Source organism: Flagellimonas algarum (assembly GCF_040513375.1).
Lineage (GTDB): Bacteria > Bacteroidota > Bacteroidia > Flavobacteriales > Flavobacteriaceae > Flagellimonas_B > Flagellimonas_B algarum.
In genome coordinates, this window is the sequence record NZ_JBEVTG010000002.1 from 446,312 (window position 1) to 462,486 (window position 16,175).

General features: G+C 48.3%; 13 protein-coding genes. 6 read left to right on the plus strand and 7 right to left on the minus strand.

Annotated features, from left to right (window positions below; translation table 11 throughout):
• Window positions 1-9: 9 nt before the first annotated feature.
• Genes ABV409_RS09240 through ABV409_RS09260 form a run of 5 tightly spaced genes read left to right on the plus strand, consistent with a single transcriptional unit; the run spans window position 10 to window position 4,762 of the window.
• Entirely contained in the window at window positions 10-543 is a 534-nt protein-coding gene (locus tag ABV409_RS09240) for a DsrE family protein (protein WP_353877299.1), read from the plus strand.
• 10 nt (window positions 544-553) lie between these two features.
• Complete coding sequence (locus ABV409_RS09245; protein WP_353877300.1) at window positions 554-1,834, plus strand: amidohydrolase; 1,281 nt, start codon at window positions 554-556, stop codon at window positions 1,832-1,834.
• 16 nt (window positions 1,835-1,850) lie between these two features.
• On the plus strand, window positions 1,851-3,416 hold the full coding sequence (locus tag ABV409_RS09250; RefSeq protein WP_353877301.1) for an FMN-binding glutamate synthase family protein: 1,566 nt from the start codon (window positions 1,851-1,853) through the stop codon (window positions 3,414-3,416).
• A complete protein-coding gene (locus tag ABV409_RS09255; RefSeq protein WP_353877302.1) occupies window positions 3,413-4,186 on the plus strand; it encodes a hypothetical protein in 774 nt (257 codons plus the stop codon). The genes ABV409_RS09250 and ABV409_RS09255 overlap by 4 nt, the downstream gene beginning before the upstream one ends.
• Before the next feature lie 57 nt (window positions 4,187-4,243).
• Window positions 4,244-4,762, plus strand: coding sequence for a DUF7935 family protein (locus ABV409_RS09260; protein ID WP_353877303.1), 519 nt, complete (start codon window positions 4,244-4,246; stop codon window positions 4,760-4,762).
• Window positions 4,763-4,782: 20 nt separating this feature from the next.
• On the opposite strand, the gene ABV409_RS09265 is transcribed toward ABV409_RS09260, so the two are convergent.
• Together ABV409_RS09265 and ABV409_RS09270 are read right to left on the minus strand one after the other, a co-directional pair.
• Window positions 4,783-5,697, minus strand: coding sequence for a patatin-like phospholipase family protein (locus tag ABV409_RS09265; RefSeq protein WP_353877304.1), 915 nt, complete (start codon window positions 5,695-5,697; stop codon window positions 4,783-4,785).
• Entirely contained in the window at window positions 5,694-7,676 is a 1,983-nt protein-coding gene (locus ABV409_RS09270) for a M1 family metallopeptidase (RefSeq protein ID WP_353877305.1), read from the minus strand. Before ABV409_RS09270 ends, ABV409_RS09265 begins: the two co-directional genes overlap by 4 nt.
• 148 nt (window positions 7,677-7,824) lie before the next feature.
• Between ABV409_RS09270 and recG the strand changes: the two genes are divergently transcribed.
• Window positions 7,825-9,930 (plus strand): ATP-dependent DNA helicase RecG, encoded by a 2,106-nt coding sequence (gene recG, locus ABV409_RS09275; protein ID WP_353877306.1) that lies wholly within the window; start codon window positions 7,825-7,827, stop codon window positions 9,928-9,930.
• Window positions 9,931-9,981: 51 nt separating this feature from the next.
• Here recG and ABV409_RS09280 read toward each other — a convergent pair whose 3' ends face one another.
• From ABV409_RS09280 to ilvN, 5 genes are all read right to left on the minus strand, one after another.
• Entirely contained in the window at window positions 9,982-11,091 is a 1,110-nt protein-coding gene (locus tag ABV409_RS09280) for a DUF2911 domain-containing protein (protein WP_353877307.1), read from the minus strand.
• Window positions 11,092-11,231: 140 nt separating this feature from the next.
• Entirely contained in the window at window positions 11,232-12,827 is a 1,596-nt protein-coding gene (locus ABV409_RS09285) for an NADP-dependent glyceraldehyde-3-phosphate dehydrogenase (protein WP_353877308.1), read from the minus strand.
• A gap of 35 nt (window positions 12,828-12,862) precedes the next feature.
• The gene (gene ilvA / locus ABV409_RS09290) at window positions 12,863-14,128 is read right to left on the minus strand and encodes a threonine ammonia-lyase IlvA (protein ID WP_353878161.1); all 1,266 of its coding nucleotides are present in this window, start codon (window positions 14,126-14,128) and stop codon (window positions 12,863-12,865) included.
• Between the two features lie 17 nt (window positions 14,129-14,145).
• Complete coding sequence (gene ilvC, locus ABV409_RS09295; protein WP_353877309.1) at window positions 14,146-15,621, minus strand: ketol-acid reductoisomerase; 1,476 nt, start codon at window positions 15,619-15,621, stop codon at window positions 14,146-14,148.
• A gap of 20 nt (window positions 15,622-15,641) precedes the next feature.
• Window positions 15,642-16,172, minus strand: a complete 531-nt coding sequence (gene ilvN / locus ABV409_RS09300) for an acetolactate synthase small subunit (RefSeq protein WP_353877310.1) — start codon at window positions 16,170-16,172, stop codon at window positions 15,642-15,644.
• Between the last annotated feature and the right edge of the window lie 3 nt (window positions 16,173-16,175).

Here is a 16,175-nt window from a genome sequence, read left to right on the forward strand (position 1 = left end):
TTAGGACATATGAAAAATCATATACCCCTTGTCTTTCTTCTTTTAACCCTTGTCCTGCAAGGGCAAACCAAACGCTCCGGTCCGGTCATTGCCGATTATGGCAAGGTTTGGGAGGTGAAGGATATCGATTACCGAATAGCTCCCGACACGGAGCTGCGTGTGGTTTTTGATATCATGGCCAGTCCTGAAAACACGAATGTGCGTAACAGCAGTATCGAGACTGCCGCACGTTTTTTGAACATGCATGTACAAAGCGGCATCCCGAAATCCCAATTGAAAGTGGCCCTGGTGGTCCATAACAAAGCCTCAAAGGATATCATTACCGATGCGGCCTACGAAAAGCGTTTCGGTCACGGCAATCCGAATGCTGAAATGGTCGCTCAATTGTTGGCCGCCGATGTGGATATCATTTTCTGTGGGCAATCCTCTTTATCTCGAGGGTACCCGAAAGACGAATTGATCCCGGGGGTACAATTGGCCCTTTCCGCAATGACTGCTTTGATCAGCCTACAAAACGAAGGATATCGATTCATAAAATTTTAAAATAGGACCCATGAAAAACAGTTACAGCTTACTTCTTGGCCTAATCGCGATCAGCGCAGTCGGCCAAACCGTAAATCTGGAGTCGGATTTCAACGCCATCGAACCCAAAGTAATCGAATGGCGCCACGACATCCACCAACATCCCGAATTGAGCAATCGGGAATTCAAGACCGCTGAAAAAATCGCGAACCATTTGCGTTCGTTGGGTATCGAAGTGCAGACCGGGGTGGCCCATACCGGGGTCGTCGGGGTATTGAAAGGGGACCTTCCCGGAAAAGTCGTGGCCTTACGGGCCGATATCGACGCCCTACCGGTCACCGAACGAAACGACCTGCCCTTCAAGTCAACCGTGACCTCTGAGTTTTTAGGGCAAAAAGTCGGTGTCATGCATGCCTGCGGCCATGATACACATACGGCCATACTGATGGGAGTCGCCGAAGTCCTTTCAAAGAACAAAGCGCACATCAAGGGTACGGTCAAGTTCATCTTCCAACCGGCAGAGGAAGGTCCTCCACCTGGTGAAGAAGGCGGGGCACTACTCATGGTCAAGGAAGGCGTATTGAAAAATCCCGATGTCGATGCGATTTTCGGATTGCATATCAACTCCCAGACCCCAGTAGGGATGATCCGTTTCAAAATGGGGGGAACCATGGCGGCCGCCCAGAGCTTTACCATCAAAGTCAAAGGCAAACAAAGCCATGGATCCCAACCTTGGTCTGGGGTCGATCCCATTTTGATCAGTGCCAAGATCATCGATGGCCTGCAGACCATCATCAGTCGGGAAGCCAACCTTACCAATGAAGCAGCGGTCATCACCGTGGGCAAGATCACCAGCGGGGTGCGGTTCAATATCATTCCTGAAAGTGCTGAAATGATCGGCACCATCCGAACCTTGGATTACGGCATGAAAGATCATATCAACAAACGAATGAAGGAAATGGTCGCGACCATTGCGAAAGCCTATGGTGGTGAGGCGACTTGCGAGATTATCGACGCCACCGATATTACGTACAATGACCCTGAATTGGTCACCCAAATGTTGCCAACCCTGAAACGGGTGGCGGGTGCCCCGAATGTCGTCGCCCAAAAAGCCATAACGGGTGCTGAGGATTTCTCGTATTTCCAGCGTGAAGTCCCTGGGTTTTTCTTCTTTTTAGGAGGGATGACCCCTGGCAACACCGAATCATTCCCACATCATACCCCGGATTTTCTAATCGATGATGCTGGAATGATCTTAGGGGTCAAGGCCATGACAGGTTTGACGTTGGACTATTTGAATATGGGACAATAACGAAATCGCTCACAATTTGGAAACACTAATAGCAACGCTGGCTAACCTGCCTTGGTGGCTTTGGGTCATTTCGGGATTGGCCGTCATCGCCATTCGCGACATTTTTTTACAACGGGCCCATACGATTACCCACAATTTTCCGATCATCGGGCACCTGCGTTACTTATTGGAAAGCATCGGCCCCGAGATGCGGCAATATTTCGTGGCCAACAACCGTGAAGAGCTTCCGTTCAACCGTATTGAACGCAGTTGGATCTACGCCTCGGCCAAAAGGGAAAACAATTATGAGGGTTTCGGCACAGATCGTGACATTTATGCGCATCAACATATCTTCGTGAAAAATGCCATGATGGCCTTTCAAACCCCGGAAGGACATCCGAATCGTCAGGACCCCTATTTTTTACCCTGTGCAAAGGTCATGGGTGGGCATAACAAACGAAGAAAGCCCTACCGACCCGCTTCGGTCATCAATGTCTCGGCCATGAGCTTTGGGTCATTGTCGGCCAATGCCGTCGAAGCGTTGAATCTTGGTGTCAAAAAATCAAATGCCTATCACAATACCGGTGAAGGGGGACTCTCCCCCTATCATAAACAAGGCGGTGATGTCATCTTTCATTTCGGAACCGGCTATTTTGGGGTTCGGTCGGAAGAAGGTGGGTTCTCCATGGAAAAAATGAAAGCCTTGGTCGAGGCAAATCCCTGTATCAAAGCTATTGAAATCAAATTGTCACAAGGGGCCAAACCCGGCAAGGGAGGTGTGCTGCCCGGGGCCAAAATCACCAAGGAAATCGCCCAGATCCGCGGTGTTGAAATAGGTAAGGACGTCTTGTCACCAGCGACACATTCAGCCTTTTCAAATGTTGCCGGCTTGTTGGCGTTTATTGAGGACATCGCTGAGATCACGGGGCTGCCCGTGGGTATCAAAGCGGCTATCGGAAAACTGGATCAATGGGAATCCTTGGCCGATCAAATGAAGGAATCGGGCAAAGGCCCGGACTTTATTACCGTTGACGGCGGTGAGGGCGGTACAGGTGCCGCACCTCCCAGCTTCGCCGATCACGTTTCGCTGCCGTGGGTCTATGCTTTTAGCAGTCTGTACAAAATATTCCAAGACCGCGGGTTGACCGAACGTATCGTTTTCGTAGGCAGTGGAAAGCTGGGGTTTCCGGCCAAAGCGGCCATGGCTTTTGCCATGGGGGTCGATTGCATCAATGTGGCAAGGGAGGCCATGATGGGAATCGGCTGTATCCAAGCACAAATATGCCATACCAATCGATGCCCGGCCGGAATTGCGACCCAAAGCAAGTGGTTACAAGCAGGAATCGACGTACCTTTGAAATCAGAACGATTGGCACAATATTTCAAGACCTTTCGAAAGGAATTCGTTGAATTGACCCATGCCGCGGGATATGAACATCCTTGCCAATTTACCATGAACGACGTTCAAGTGAATGTGGACGACGATTATTTGAGCAGTGATCTCAAGGCGGTCTATGGTTATGAAAAAAGTCGGGTACCTTTTGAAGGGATGAAGGCCATCGCCGATTGTATGTATTTGGGAAACAAAGAGCAAAGCGTATGAAAAAAATTACTCTAGTGGTATTGGTGCTATTGGCTGGATTGACTGTGGCAAAGGCACAAAAGAAAAGTGAACTCTTCGCCAAGATCGATGCCCTCGAAGCGACCATTGGTAGTTTGAACGATTCCATTTCAAAAGCCAACCGCCAAATCAATGCCAGTGAATCAAAAGCGGAACTGTTCGAAAAGGAAAATACGGAACTCCGTGACGCAAATGCCACCTTGCTGCAAAACCTGACCAGTTTTTCGAAGATTTCGAAACAAAACAATGAAACGGTCAACAAAGCCCTCGAAAGCTTGAATGCCAAAGAGCGACAACTGCGTCAGTTTACCGATAGCTTTACAAAAAATGACTCTTTGGCCGTGGTTTTGGTCGGTCAGACCAAACAGACACTGGGGGCCGACACCCAGGTAGCCATTGCCGGAGGCGCCATCGTCATCACCCAGAAACTGGATTTTCTCTTTGGTTCAGATACGGGAACGGTGGTTATGGAAAGCGCCAACGACTGGTTGGCGAACGTTGCGCAGATCATTTTGATGAATCCCGACCGCAGTGTCACCATTGAAGGGTTGAACATCACCGGAGAGTTCGAAGTTTCGTTCAATCAGGCGCAAGCGATCGGCAACGCGCTTTGGAAAAACCATGCCGTACCGGTGGCCCGTTTGAAACTGGTCGCGAAGGATGGGAATTTCAAAGAAGGCATCGCCATTCGTCTTGGTCCGGACTACAAAGCCTTCTACAGCGAGGCGAAAAAGACCCTTAAGAGTCAATGACCATACTTTTTGGTGAAATCTTCCGTTGTAGTTTCATCAAAAACAAACTGACCCAGCATGAGCGGAGATGACATCCTTCAACTATTCGCCTTTTTATTGCCCGCGGTCGTCACGGGGGCAGTGGCATTTTATTTTTTCAGATTACATACCCGAAACGAAGAAGGGAGACGCAGGTTCTTACTGCACAAAGATTCCCAAAAGGAAACCTTACCCATCCGCCTTCAGGCCTATGAACGAATGGCCTTGTTCTTGGAGCGTATTTCCGTAGCGAGTCTCGTGGTTCGCGTTGCGCCCAAATCAAAAAACAAGAACGATTACGAAAACCTGTTGATCAAGCAGATCGAAACCGAATTCGAACACAACCTATCACAACAAATCTATATGAGTGATGAGTGTTGGAATATCATCAAGGCCGCCAAAAGTGCGACCATACAGCTAATTCGTTCGGCTGGGATGAGCGAATCCGATTCCGCCGATAAATTACGGGAAGATATCCTCAACGAAACGATGGAAAAACAATCGCCATCGGCAACGGCTTTGGCCTTTGTCAAAAAAGAGATATCCGAACTGTGGTAATCCGCTACCGGTAGCGTCCCCTATTCTTGTATTTCGGGCTGTATCGGCATGCTTTCCGCATTTTTGTTCTTGGCATACAGATAGCCCCGTTTCCACCAGCGGGTCATTTTTTCCTTATCGAATATCAAGGAGTTCGTGGTCAAGATGGTCGGGGTATAGTACAGGTTGATGATGGCGTCCTTTTGGTTGGCCACCAACTTACCGACCCTGATGTTCTGATGTTCGATCCGATCAAGGATGAACCCGATCATAGTCGTGATCAATTCGAACGGGTTTCGAGAGGGCATGCGGTTGTAATAGCTCACTTCGGTATGCAAGACTACCACATCGACTTCGGTCGCTCCCCGTTGTATGGCTTCTTCGATAGGCACTAGACTCCCCAACCCACCATCGGCATATTCGCAACCGTTCTTTCGCACAAGGCTCATAAATGGGGTGTAATTCGAGGATATCCAAATCCAATCACAGAATTCGGCATAGCTACATTCGTTGATCGATTTATACTCGACTTGGTTCAACGATAGGTTGGAAACGGTCACCACGATATCTTTGGCGCTGTTTTTCAATTGCTCGAATTCCGCTTCGGTAATGCTGCGGCGTATCAGATCGCGGAGGTTTTCACTTTCCCCGAAAGTCTTTTTGCCTTTGATCAGGTTTTTGAAAATGTTCCAATGGTTCATCCCGATAATATCGGAACCGTGTTTCTTTTTTATCGTAAACGGGCAATTGTTGAAGATACTCTCTTGGTTGACCGAAGAATAGATCTTTTTGATCTTGTCCAACTTCCCTAAGGCCAAATGGGATATCAGCAGGCTTCCGGTCGATGTTCCGACAAAGATGTCGTAGTCGCGCCCCAAACCTTCGATGAGGTACTGGGCGACCCCGCCGGCAAAAGCGCCTTTACTACCACCGCCTGAAATGACCAATGCTTTCATTTGTCCAATATTTGTTGCAATAGTTTCGCTTCGGGCGGATCCATTACCAAATTCCCTAAGCGTTCCCTTCCTTGGTCGGAATCCCGGAATTCCCTTAATAGCATACGGGCCATTTTTTTGAATTGCCAAACATGGTGGCCGCTGGCCTTGACCAGATTGACCAAAGAACCGTCATCTATTGCTTGCAATTGATATAAGTATTTAAAAGCCGTCAACCGGGTTTCAAAATTGTATTGTTCGGCGGTATAGCCGTTCAACTCTTTATAAAATCGGGATTTGCTTTCAGGACGGTAGTCGGGTGTGACCAAAGCCAAGGTCAACCACAACAAGCGAACATTGTTGTTCGGAAGCCCATTGACCTTATCAAGACGATCCAAATAGATCGTGCGCCTATCAGGATAGGCCTCCCAAAGCTTGTACAAAGCGGTTTCTTGAGTGAGGTAACTGGCATCGTCCAAAAGCCCCTCGTACAGCTTTTGGGGCCCTTGGGACAATCGCTTCAGTGTACCCATGACCACAGCCTGTCTCACGATGAGCGAGCTTTCCAACAATACCCGTTTCAACGTCGCTTCATCGAAACGATCTACATGGTCCAAAACCACTTGTTTTCGATAGGGATCAGGCGTACTTTCCTCGAAGAAGTAGGCATCCAGCCCCATTTGGGTGGCATCTTTTTTATCGGTCTCTTGCCCTTTATTCTTAAGGTACACCGCTAGGGATGGGCTATTCCGTATCAACAATTCCTTGACCGGCTGCCAAGGAAACGTATCGTCGCGCAACCATTGCCCTTCGAACGACTGCAACGAACTACCCGAAACCGACTCCATGACCTCCAAAAAATCAGCGATGGTCGCATTGCCATAGGCTTTTGAGGTCAAGAACCTTCGAATTCCCTTTTTAAAATCGGCATCCCCCAGACGGTCCCGCAACATGACCAAGGCCCAGGCACCCTTCTCATAAAACGTCAAGCTATTGGCATTGGGGTCGGTCAGGGCTTCCCCTCCCCCATTTTCAGAAACATTGTGGAGGGTATTGGCGGTTTCGTACAGACGCCAATAGAAATGATCATCCCCGAAAAGCATGCGCTCTGCGAGATAAGCGTAATAGGTGGCGAACCCTTCATGCAGCCAATGGTGTTTCCCGCTTTGCTCGGTGACCAAATTACCGAACCATTGATGGGCCAGTTCATGGGCGTTCACATTGACATAGTTCTTATCGACAAAGGCCGTGCTATCGATTACGTATTGGTTCGAAAAAATGGTACATCCCGTATTTTCCATGCCCGCATAAAGAAAATCCCTAACGGGCACCTGTTTGTAATTCTGCCAAGGGTAGGCTACTCCGATTTCCGCTTCGAGAAAATCGAAAATGCGTTGGGTATACCGGTAGGTAGGCTCGAATTTCGCACTGTCATCCGGATGGTAGTACAGCTCAATCGGGATGCCTGAAGCCGAATGCACTGTTTTCTTGCTTAACCCACCAATAACGAAGGCTGCCAAATAGTTGCTCATCGGGGCCTTCATATCAAACTTCCAAGATACTTCCCCAGAATCCCCCAGTCGTTGGGTCTCCACCAATTTTCCATTGGCCACTACGGTGTTGTTCGATGCTGTGATAATGGTCAAATCGTGTTCGACCTTCTCGTTCATATTATCGAAGGAGGGCAGCCAATTGCTGGTATATTTTCCTTGGCCTTGGGTCCATATTTGCTCGTTTCCTTCGATAGCATCGTCAAAACCGATGAAATAGACCGTTTTTTTTGGAACGGCCCGGTACGAAATGGTTATCGAGTACCCGCCGCTTGCGAACGGGTTGGCAAGGATCAACTGCTTGCCCGTGTTCTTGAATTCCAAGGGTTGGGTTCCATTGCTGACCCCTTCGATATCCATAGCTATCGCATCGAATACAATGGAATCTACCGGCGCAGTAACGTCAAAATCATAAGTAACCTGGCCTTGAATGGTTTTCTGAGCGCCCAAGACCCGTATTTGGGCATGCAACCTCGTCGCATCGACGGAATTCTGGAATTGCGGAAAAACCCACTGGAAGCAAAAAATAAAAAAGGGAAGCACTCGCCTCATAGTCATACCACAACAAAAGTCACACCAATTTAGCTATTTTCGTTAGATGCAAGCTGGAATTCTCCAAACTCCCTTAGTCTATCTGAAAGGTGTGGGGCCCAATAGGGCCGCCCTCCTCCAATCAGAACTGGGACTCCAAACTTTTGGGGATTTGTTACAGTGCTACCCGAACCGTTATTTGGACAAGACCCAGTACTACAAGATCAACAGCTTACAAAACAGTGGTGCCGAAGTACAGATCTTAGGGAAGATCATCCATCTAAAAACCGTCGAGCAGAAAAGGGGATCACGCTTGGTCGCTACCTTTGCCGATGAAACGGGGGAAATGGAACTGGTTTGGTTTCGAGGGCAAAAATGGATCCGTGAAAACCTAAAGATCAACGAGCCCTATGTGGTTTTCGGCCGCATTAACCGATATGGAAAGTCGTTTTCGATGCCGCATCCCGATATGGAGTTGTTAAAACAGCACCAAGCCGGGCTAAAAATCGCCATGCAACCGATCTATCCTTCCACGGAAAAATTGGGCAACTCGGGCATCACCAACAAAGTATTCAGTAAAATGATCCAACAGTTGTTCTTGGAGACCAAGGCCGACTTTCCGGAGACCCTCAATACCCAGTTGCAGGACGACCTGAAATTGATGCACCGTGCCGACGCCTTGTTGAACATCCATTTCCCAAAAAACCAAGAATTACTGGCCAAAGCGAAATTCCGTCTCAAATTCGAGGAGTTGTTTTTCGTACAATTGCAGCTCCTATCGAAAAAAGCGGCCCGTAAGCAAAAAATCAAAGGTTTGCCCTTTCAAATCGTGGGTGAACATTTCAACGGATTCTTCAAAGACCACCTTCCTTTTTCGTTGACGCAGGCCCAGAAAAGGGTCATCAAAGAAATACGGGGTGATTTAGGCAGTGCCGCACAAATGAACCGTTTGCTACAGGGTGATGTTGGCTCGGGCAAGACCATCGTCGCCCTCATGTGCATGCTTCTGGCCATCGATAACGGATTTCAAGCCTGTATCATGGCCCCGACGGAAATTCTGGCCCAACAGCATTACCATGGCCTCAAGGAACTTTTGATCGACATGAACCTGAAAATGGCCCTGTTGACGGGCTCGACCAAGAAATCGGAACGGACGTTTCTACACAACCAATTGGAAAACGGCAACCTGGATATCTTGGTAGCCACCCACGCCGTTCTCGAAGAAAAGGTGCAATTCAAGAACTTAGGCCTGGCCATCATCGATGAGCAACATCGTTTCGGGGTGGCACAACGGTCGAAACTTTGGAAGAAGAACCGGATTCCGCCCCATATCCTCGTGATGACCGCCACGCCGATCCCAAGGACGCTAGCGATGAGCCTCTATGGCGATCTTGACGTTTCGGTCATTGACGAGCTGCCTCCCGGGCGTAAGCCGGTCAAAACGGTGCATCGTTTTGACAACAACCGATTGAAGGTATTTCGATTTATCAAGGACGAAATCAAAAAAGGCCGGCAAGTCTATGTCGTCTACCCCTTGATCAAGGAAAGCGAGGCCTTGGATTATAAGGATTTGATGGACGGATACGAAAGCATCGCGCGCGAATTCCCGATGCCCGAATTCCAGATTTCCATTGTTCATGGGCAAATGAAGCCCCAAGACAAAGACTATGAGATGGAGCGCTTTGTGAACGGCGATACGCAAATCATGGTCGCAACAACGGTCATCGAGGTGGGGGTGAACATTCCTAATGCCTCGGTGATGATCATCGAAAGTGCCGAACGCTTCGGACTTTCGCAATTGCACCAACTTCGTGGCCGTGTGGGTCGTGGTGCGGAACAGAGTTTTTGCGTCTTGATGACCGGACACAAATTATCGGAGGATGCCAAAACCCGTTTGGAAACCATGTGTCGTACGAACGATGGGTTCGAAATTGCCGAGGTCGATCTGAAATTACGCGGTCCGGGAGATTTGATGGGAACCCAACAAAGTGGTCTTTTGAATTTACGTATCGCTGATATCGTTAAGGACAATCAAATCCTGAAAACCGCCCGACACCATGCCATAGCCCTATTAAGAGAAGATCCAAAGCTCGAAAAGGCATCAAACCAAACCATCCGACAAACCTATGCCCTATTGACCAAAGACAACATGCTATGGGGATATATCAGTTAAAAAAAACGCCCGACTACGTGCCAGGCGTTTTCAATCCACAGGCAGGATGGATCAATTGATCGCTTCCCCTTTTTCGGCCTTATCGAGATTCGCTTGAACCCGATCCCTATTGGCTTGGGCCGGTGCGTTCTTCAGCGCCAATTTTAAGTGTTTTACGGTCGATTTGTGATCTCCTTTTGCTGAATACGCCCGTGCCAGCCCATAATGTACCGGCCATTGTCCTTTGTTCTTTTTGGCGTTCCATTCAAAAACCTCCAAAGCCTTATCAGTTTGACCTTGCGCGATAAGCTGCCTGCCATAGCCATGCACTTGAAAGACCGTTCCGAGCGGCATGGCCTCTTCCATGACTTGTTCGGCATCGCCCCCTTTTCCTTGTTTGGCCAAAATCTGGGCCTTGATGGCCATATTGTTGAAATTCTTCTCACTAAAAAATTGACCTTCAATGGCCGCATTGATCCACCCCAAGGCTTCATCAAGATCGCCGCCGTTGTTCAAGGCAAAGTTCGCGGCTTGCTCCCAGGTTTGTCGATTGAACCCGGGTTGGTTTTGCATTTTGGAACGGATATCGGCCAAAACGATTTCACTGACCGGCACTTCTATCTTAAACGGGATCTCCTTCTTCTCCCATTTTAAGGAAGCGACCCCTGAAGTGGCATCAATGGCATTGAATTCATAGCGTAGTTGTTCGACATGGGGGGTTTCGGTCGTAGTGACATCCACTTGGATGACATCTTCCGAAGGCTCGTAAAAATAACTGCCCCAAGCCCCGTAGTTCTTTGAAAAAATCACTTTGGCACTACCGTCCTCATTAATGATCATATGCAGCCCGTATTTGCCCGCAGGCAGTTTTTTGCCTTCTACCATGACATCATGGGTGGTCTTGAAAATGGTGTTTTCATTGGCCCCTGCGCGCCATGGGGAAAGTTCAGCGGTGCCGAATCCAAAATTGTTCATCCCGTAAGGTACCAAGGCACCCCATATTTCACGGCCGTTGACACTAGGTCTGGAATAGACTATGGTCAGGTCGGTGATCCCGATGCGTTGTGAAACTTTGGCCATCTGGCTCCCTCTGGGTAAATCGAGTTGTCCGAATGCGGAACTAGTACCCAGCACGGATAGGCATAGTGCACAAAGCACTACGCTCAAGTAGCTTTTTTTCATGAGTTCGTTTTTTATTGTTAATGAATAAACTGGTTGTCGAACCAAAGTATTAACAACTTATTACACATGAAGTTAGCGTACTGTTAAAGTAGATTATGATATGTTAAAGATAGTGCGCTTCGCTCGGCGGCTTATCCCGCTTACAAAATATAATCCGTACTCAGGAAATTGCTCACCTTGGCATCCAGCAACTGTTCGACCGTTTCATTGTTCAAATCGTTGTCTTTGAACGCGACGAAAGTCCGAATACTAAAGGAGCGCAATGCGTCATGGACACTAAGGGTCGATTGGGCCGAATCTTTACGTCCGGTAAACGGATAGACATCCGGTCCACGTTGACAGCTGCTGTTCAAATTCACCCTACAGACCAGATTGGCCAAGGTATCGATCAACGGCGACAAAGTGTAGACATCCTTTCCGAAAAGACTCACCTGCTGACCATAATTGCTTTCGGCCATATCATCCAGAGGGCTTGATATGTCAGAGAAGGAAACCACCGGGATGACCGGTCCGAACTGTTCCTCTTCATAAACATCCATGTCTTTGGAAACCGGATAGATCACGGCAGGCCAAATAAAGTTATCCGAATGCTCCCCTCCTTTTTCGTTTTGGATAACACCTCCTTTGGCCAGGGCATCATCGATCAACCCTTGGATATATGCAGGTTTACCGGGTTCGGGCAGCGGTGTCAATTGCACGCCTTCGTCCCAAGGATTCCCGAATTTCATCGCATCGACCGCCTTAGAAAAACGAGACAGGAACTCGTCTTTTATCGCTTCATGCACATAGAGGATCTTTAATGCGGTACATCGTTGACCATCATACGACAGGGTCCCTGAAATACATTCCTTTACGGTCAGATCCAAATCGGCATCGGGCAGGATGATGGCCGGGTTTTTAGCTTCCAAGCCCAAAACCTGGCGCAATCGGTTGCTCTTAGGGTGTTGCTCAACTAAGGCATTGGCCGACGAACTGTGGCCGATCAAGGCCAACACATCGATTTTCCCGGTTTTCATAATAGGTCCCGCAATGGCCCTTCCCCTACCGAATAAAATATTGACCACGCCTTTGGGAAAGCTGCTTTGGAACGCTTCCAATAGCGGGGCGATCAACAACACCCCATGTTTGGCAGGCTTGAAAATAGCAGTATTGCCCATAATCAAGGCCGGGATCAGGAGCGTGAACGTTTCGTTCAAGGGATAATTGTAAGGGCCCAGACAAAGCACAACCCCTAAAGGTCCCCTTCGGATGTGGGCATACACCCCATCATGTTTATGGAATTTGGCCGAATCACGATCCAATTTCTTATACTCTTCAATGGTATCGTTGATATAATCGACGGTACGATCGAATTCTTTGCGTGAGTCGGGTAAGGATTTTCCGATTTCCCACATCAACAATTTGACCACTTCATCGCGCTTGGTCTTCATTTTACCAACGAAGGCCTCCATACACTCGATACGATCCTTGACCTTCATGGTCGGCCAGGTACCTTGTCCTTTATCAAAGGCGCCACAAGCGGCATCAAGGGCCAACAGGGCTTCTTTCTCTCCCATGGTAGGGATGCTGCCCAATACGGTTTGTTGGTAATCTTCGGTCGAGGAAATGGTCGAAATCACCTCAGAGGTCGGGCCGTCCCATTGGAGGAGCTCCCCGTCGATCAAATAACTTTTTTGATGGTAAGGTTCGGTTATCGCGAATTCTTGTGGAATGGTTTTCATGGTGTTCTTTTTCATGGTTCGCTCCTAAGCACCGTTTCGCTGCTACTCCTTTAAATCAGGTATTGGAACAAATCGGGTTTATCATTCAAGTAATCGCCGTAAAAGTGCCTGGCTTTCATCCTTTGTATCAAAGGTTCGAGGTCGGTTGGGGATTTCAATTCGATCCCAACGACGGCCGGGGCATTCTCCCGACTTGATTTTTTTGAGTATTCAAAATGGGTAATGTCATCATCAGGACCCAATATTTCGGCCACGAACTCCTTCAAAGCCCCTGGACGTTGCGGAAATCTGATGATGAAATAGTGTTTTAATTTTCCATAGAGCAATGCCCGCTCCTTGATTTCGGCGGTACGGGTGATGTCGTTGTTGCTTCCGCTCACAATGCACACCACGTTCTTGCCTTTGATTTCTTCACTAAACGCATCCAATGCGCTGATCGTCAGCGCTCCGGCTGGTTCGACTACAATGGCATCACGATTGTAAAGATCCAAAATCGTTTGACAGACCTTACCTTCTTCGACCGTGACCATTTGGTGTAAATGGGCATTACAGATCGGGAAGGTATAAGCACCCACTTTTTGGACCGCTGCCCCATCAATGAATTTGTCGATTTCAGGGAGTTCGACCAAGGCACCTTTTTCCATTGCGGACTTCATCGAAGGCGCACCGGCAGGTTCGACCCCTACGATTTTGGTATGGGGTGATAGATGATGGAAGGCCGCGCAAAGACCGGATGCCAATCCGCCGCCACCCACGGCGACGAAAACATAATCGATCGGCTTTTCGGTTTGTTCCAACAGCTCCAATCCTACGGTACCCTGTCCTTCAATGGTTTTGGGGTCGTCGAAGGGATGCACAAAGGTCTTTCCTTCATCATCACAGGCTCTTTTTGCGGCTGTATAACTGGCATCGAAGGTATCTCCTGCCAAAACCACTTCGACCCATTGGCCGCCGAACATCTTGGTCTGGTCAACTTTCTGCTTGGGGGTAACCACCGGCATGTACACCGTTCCGTGCACTCCAAGATGATTACATGCGAATGCTACCCCTTGGGCGTGGTTTCCGGCACTGGCACAAACGATGCCTTTTTCGAGTTGCGCTTTCGACAAAGAACTGATCTTGTTGTAGGCCCCTCTTATCTTATAACTACGAACACGATGCAAATCTTCCCTTTTCAACAAGACATTGGCCCCATACCGCTTTGAATACCGAATACTTTCAGTCAGCGGGGTTTCTTTCGCGACCTGCCCTATGGTCTGGGCGGCATCTCGAATCGCCTCGATTTGTGGAAAATATGTGGTCGTAGTTTGCCGCATCATCTAAATCCCATAGGTTACACGATGGGTTTCATTGCCGTCATAGCCTCACGAAGACGCGCTCCGACGATCTCGACATCATGTTCGCGGATCGCCTTGTTGACGGCAATCAATTTTACATTGTCAACACCATTTCCGTCCGAACTTGCAAACGCGGTTCCGATCACATCGGTGTCGATGTCTTTCATAAAGGCCTCCAATAAGGGTTTGCAGGCATGATCGAAAAGGTAGCATCCATATTCCGCCGTATCGGAAATCACCCGATTCATTTCGAACAATTTCTTTCTCGCGATGGTATTGGCGATCAACGGTGTTTCATGAAGCGATTCATAATAGGCCGACTCGCCGATAATTCCGGATTCGGTCATGGTCTCATAGGCCAATTCGACCCCGGCTTTCACAAAAGCGACCATCAAAACCCCATTATCGTAATACGCCTGTTCCGAAATTTCATCAGCACCGGCCGGTGTTTTTTCAAAAGCGGTCTCTCCGGTGGCAGCACGCCAATCCAACAAGTTCTTATCGTCGTTCGCCCAATCTTCCATCATCGTCTTTGAAAAACGACCGCTCATGATATCGTCCATATGTTTTTGGAACAAGGGACGCATAATGACTTTCATCTCCTCGGCCAAATCAAAGGCCTTGATCTTGGCAGGGTTCGATAGCCGATCCATCATGTTGGTGATTCCGCCATGTTTCAATCCCTCGGTAATGGTTTCCCAACCGTATTGGATCAGTTTGGAGGCATAGCCTGCATCGATCCCTTTCTCGACCATTTTGTTAAAACTCAAAATCGATCCGGTCTGTAGCAAGCCACATAAAATCGTTTGCTCACCCATTAAATCGGACTTCACTTCAGCGACGAAGGAAGATTCCAATACCCCGGCTTTGTGTCCACCGGTTGCAGCTGCATAGGCCTTGGCTTGGGCCAATCCTTTGCCTTCAGGGTCATTTTCAGGGTGAACGGCGATCAAGGTCGGGACCCCAAACCCCCTTTTGTATTCTTCGCGAACTTCGGAACCCGGGCTTTTTGGGGCCACCATGATTACCGTTAGGTCTTTTCGAACCTCCATCCCTTCTTCAACGATATTGAAACCGTGTGAATAGGATAAGGTCGCTCCTTGCTTCATCAAAGGCATTACCGCACCTACGACATTGGTGTGTTGCTTGTCTGGAGTGAGGTTGATCACCAAATCGGCATGGGGTACGAGTTCTTCATAGGTACCCACTGTGAAATTATTCTCCGTCGCGTTTTTATAGGATTGTCGCTTTTCCTCAATGGCGGCTTTTCGCAGTGTGTAGGAGATGTCAAGTCCTGAATCACGCATGTTCAACCCTTGGTTCAATCCTTGGGCGCCACAGCCGACGATTACGATTTTCTTTCCTTTCAATGCAGAAACACCATCAGCAAACTCCTCGGCTTGCATGAACCTACATTTTCCCAGCTGGGTCAATCGATCTCGTAATGATAGTGTGTTAAAGTAGTTTGTCATTTTCTGTTCGTATTTCGCTATTATCCGTTTAGTTGAAATTCTTCCAAAAGTTCCGTAATGGGCATTTTAGCTTTGGTGACCGCAATCCGTCCTGAACGTACGAATTGCATGATCCCAAAAGGCTCCAATGCATCGTGCATCTCATCGATTTCAAAGCGCCTCCCTGTTTTCGCCAAAACAAAGAAGTCCCTCGATACCGTAACGATCTGCGCATTGCTTTCCTTAATGATATTTTGGATCTGCCGCTCATCAAAAAGCAGGTTCGAAGCGATCTTGAACAAGGCCGATTCCTGATAAATGGTTTCCTCGTCCTTGTGGTAAAAGGCCTTGATCACTTCTATCTGTTTTTCTATCTGGTTGACGATTTTACGCGTCCAATCCTCCGTAGTGTTGACCACGATGGTGAATTTTGAAACGTTTTCGATTTCAGATTTCGATACGTTGAGACTCTCGATATTGATATGGCGCTTCAAAAAGATTCCCGATATGCGGTTGAGAAGCCCGACATTGTTTTCAGAGTACACTGAAATGGTAAACCATTGTTTTTCCATTAC

What these genes read in the sequence shown, in the direction of transcription:
- ABV409_RS09285 (WP_353877308.1), bottom strand. Translation starts at nt 12,827, where the DNA reads ATGAAAAAGAACACCATGAAAACCATTCCACAAGAATTCGCGATAACC.
- ABV409_RS09280 (WP_353877307.1), bottom strand. Translation starts at nt 11,091, where the DNA reads ATGAAAAAAAGCTACTTGAGCGTAGTGCTTTGTGCACTATGCCTATCC.
- ilvN (WP_353877310.1), bottom strand. Translation starts at nt 16,172, where the DNA reads ATGGAAAAACAATGGTTTACCATTTCAGTGTACTCTGAAAACAATGTC.
- ABV409_RS09260 (WP_353877303.1), top strand. Translation starts at nt 4,244, where the DNA reads ATGAGCGGAGATGACATCCTTCAACTATTCGCCTTTTTATTGCCCGCG.
- ilvC (WP_353877309.1), bottom strand. Translation starts at nt 15,621, where the DNA reads ATGACAAACTACTTTAACACACTATCATTACGAGATCGATTGACCCAG.
- ilvA (WP_353878161.1), bottom strand. Translation starts at nt 14,128, where the DNA reads ATGCGGCAAACTACGACCACATATTTTCCACAAATCGAGGCGATTCGA.
- ABV409_RS09265 (WP_353877304.1), bottom strand. Translation starts at nt 5,697, where the DNA reads ATGAAAGCATTGGTCATTTCAGGCGGTGGTAGTAAAGGCGCTTTTGCC.
- ABV409_RS09255 (WP_353877302.1), top strand. Translation starts at nt 3,413, where the DNA reads ATGAAAAAAATTACTCTAGTGGTATTGGTGCTATTGGCTGGATTGACT.
- recG (WP_353877306.1), top strand. Translation starts at nt 7,825, where the DNA reads ATGCAAGCTGGAATTCTCCAAACTCCCTTAGTCTATCTGAAAGGTGTG.
- ABV409_RS09245 (WP_353877300.1), top strand. Translation starts at nt 554, where the DNA reads ATGAAAAACAGTTACAGCTTACTTCTTGGCCTAATCGCGATCAGCGCA.
- ABV409_RS09240 (WP_353877299.1), top strand. Translation starts at nt 10, where the DNA reads ATGAAAAATCATATACCCCTTGTCTTTCTTCTTTTAACCCTTGTCCTG.